Genomic DNA, 2,305 nt, shown 5'->3' with positions numbered 1-2,305 from the left:
TGAAGATGGAGAAGGCAGGAAACCCGAAGCTCTCTGCGCTCCGCCGCTATGCGGATGCCGTGGGAGTGGCTCCCGAAGAGCTCGTTAAGAATTTAACTGATAGTATAATTCTCTCTTGACAAATATGTAACCAGTGATTACAATAGAAGGCATGAAGTACCGAAATTATAGAGCGTCTACTCGCAGCCTGGAGGCACTCTTTACGAATCGGATAGCCTGGAATGTAACCCGTGAGGGGCAGCTCTAGTGCTCACTCCTCGGACAAGTCGCTCGCGCCGCACGCACGTCTCCCTGGTGCCTCATGCCACCACAGGGAATCATGGCACCATCGCGCGTTTTACACGGGCCACCGTGCTTGTCCTAGAGCTTCAACAGCGCCGCCGAGCGCAGTGCGAGCAGGAGAACGCCACCGGGGAGGGGAACCCAAAGCCATGAAGAAGAAAGCTATCTCCCTTCAGCGTGCTGCCCACTGGTCAGATTGCGGCCCGCTGCGTTTCGTCATTCTCTCGCGCCTTTCCGATGATGAGCAGGCCATCGGCGCGGACACCTCCCTCGATGCCCAAGAGCGCCTCTGTAAGCTCGCCGTAGGGCGCTACATCTCGGAGCATGGCGGGCAGCTTATCACCTGTATCCGTGGCGAGAAAACTGGCACCACTCTCAAGCGGAGCGATTGGAAAGAAGTGCTCGCACTGGCCGAGAAGCGTGTCTTCGATGTCCTGGTTTCCGTGCGCATGGATCGCGTGGCCCGTGGCTCGACCTACAGTGTTGCGGAGCACCTGCTCACCGAGGAGCGTATCGCCATCTGGGTCACCGAAGACCGCTTCGATGCTGGAGCAGGGGGCAAGGTGATGAAGGCCGCCTATCTTTTCCGTGATGGTGCCTACGCCGCCTTTGTCGGAGAGGCCGTGCGCTCCCACCAGCGCGATGCCGTTGTCCAGGGTTACTGGCCGGGTGGGGTCTATCCCTATGGGATGATGACCATCACGGCACCTGGCATGGTAGATGTCCCGCTCTCGGGTGGCAAGGTGCGCCGGGCTCCCCGCGTTGCCATTGCCCACCCCGATCAGATTGGCCATGTCGAAGAGGCACTGCGCCTGGTGGTCAAGCACCGAACGCTCGCTCCCACCGTCGAGTACCTGCGCCAGCACACCGAGCGTGAGTGGAGCGCAAAGAGCGCCCGGTCGCTACTCACCTCGCCTGTCTTTGCAGGAGAGCTGCACTGGGGCGATCATGTCAATCTCACCGCCCATGCCCCCTTGGTGCCCCGTGCGCTCTGGGAGGAGGCGCAGGGCATTCTCTCTCGCCTGGAAACGATGGCCAGCGCTCGTCAGAGCGGCAAGCGCGGCACTGTCACCTATAACCGAAGCGCCCATGGTGAGGAAGAGTACCTGCTGCGTGGATTAGTGCGCTGCAACCACTGCGGAAGCCTTATGAGCGCGTCTTGGGCCACAGGTAAGGCAGGCAAGGTTCTTTACTATGAGTGCGCTCATGCCCGTGCTTACAAAGCGAGTGCCTGCCCCGTGCGCCGCGTGAACGCTGCTTCCCTGGAGAGTGCCCTTCTGGAAGAGATCTTCCGCACGATTGCTCACCCTGCTCGAATGCGTAAGTGGATGGAAGCCGCCGCCGAGCAGCTTACCGCGGGCCGGGCTGAGGAGCTGGAGGACGAGCAACGCCGTGTGCGCCGCAACCTCCAGGAGGCCAAGCGCAAGATCACCAACCTAGTGGCAGCCATAAAGGCCGCCGCTATCGCCCCAGATGCCCTGCCACCTTTGGTGGAAGCACTGGGGGAGCAAGAAAAGCAGCGAGAGCGTCTGGAGGCGCGCATCGCACAGCTTACGACAAGCCTCCGCTCCAGCCGTCGGCGCATCTCCGCATCGGTGGCGTGCCGTGCATGGGCCGATCTTCCTGAGACATGGGAGCTGGCCACGCCGGAGGAGCAACGCACTATTGTAGCGTCACTGGTGGATCGAATTGATCTGACGGGACGAGATGGCGAAACCAAAGAGATTCAGGGCACTTTTAGCCTGATAATAGAAAATCCGTTTGAGCAGAATACTCAAACGGACAGTTCTTGCGGTTTCGTAGAGGGGAGGTTCGATAATTTAGGGAACCAGTGCACGCCTACTGCGTGCATATCTAACTCCTGAGCGAGCTATTGACCCTGCCTGCCTCACGTTGCAACCTAATGTGGGGTTATTCCGTGATCGCACCCAAAGCTAACCAACTCACCCTCTTTGACCTGCCGCCAGATACCCTCTGGCGGCTCCCTGATGCCCGTAGCGCGAGCGAGGTGCTCTAATGAGCA

The 2,305-nt window shown here is 59.8% G+C and carries 2 protein-coding genes; both read left to right on the top strand.

Annotated elements, in window-relative coordinates; all coding sequences use genetic code 11:
• Positions 1–246 precede the first annotated feature (246 nt).
• Positions 247–435 carry a hypothetical protein gene (locus ACH2ED_RS04070; RefSeq protein WP_395088935.1) on the top strand — a complete coding sequence of 63 codons (189 nt, stop codon included), beginning with the start codon at positions 247–249 and terminating at the stop codon, positions 433–435.
• Entirely contained in the window at positions 432–2,147 is a 1,716-nt protein-coding gene (locus ACH2ED_RS04065; RefSeq protein WP_395088934.1) for a recombinase zinc beta ribbon domain-containing protein, read from the top strand. Before ACH2ED_RS04070 ends, ACH2ED_RS04065 begins: the two co-directional genes overlap by 4 nt.
• Positions 2,148–2,305 lie beyond the last annotated feature (158 nt).

The sequence above is a fragment of the Armatimonas sp. genome (assembly GCF_043757465.1).
Classification (GTDB): Bacteria; Armatimonadota; Armatimonadia; order Armatimonadales; family Armatimonadaceae; genus Armatimonas.
The sequence above is the reverse complement of the archived record's forward strand: the minus strand, read 5'-3'. Positions and strand labels throughout refer to the sequence as shown.

What these genes read in the sequence shown, in the direction of transcription:
- ACH2ED_RS04065 (WP_395088934.1), top strand. Translation starts at nt 432, where the DNA reads ATGAAGAAGAAAGCTATCTCCCTTCAGCGTGCTGCCCACTGGTCAGAT.